The organism is Pseudomonas sp. HY13-MNA-CIBAN-0226 (assembly GCF_040310305.1).
Lineage (GTDB): Bacteria > Pseudomonadota > Gammaproteobacteria > Pseudomonadales > Pseudomonadaceae > Aquipseudomonas > Aquipseudomonas gregormendelii.
In genome coordinates this window covers 1-244 of the sequence record NZ_JBEOPS010000528.1, presented here as the reverse complement: position 1 = coordinate 244, position 244 = coordinate 1, and the positions used below count along the sequence as shown (strand labels likewise).

1 protein-coding gene is annotated in these 244 nt (G+C 43.4%); it reads right to left on the bottom strand.

Annotated features, from left to right (window positions below):
• Positions 1-59: 59 nt before the first annotated feature.
• Positions 60-244 (bottom strand): hypothetical protein (locus AAEZ05_RS29770; protein ID WP_502947818.1); only part of this gene is annotated, 185 nt, incomplete at its 5' end.

Genomic DNA, 244 nt, shown 5'->3' with positions numbered 1-244 from the left:
CACCCATACGGTTAAAAAAATATTTTTATTAATATCCTAACTTATATAGTAGCGCGTGCTCATTTTAAAAATGAAGCTAAAAACGTTTCGCTAATCAGTAGCGTGCGCCCATACCAATCATAACGTGTTTGTCGTTGCCAGCCTGCGCCCGTGTGTTGGATAAAGCGCTGATTGGGCAAAGTACGACTGCGCTTAAACAACACATATCCGATGGGCGTGCCTTTTAACTGTTGCAGACGACGGG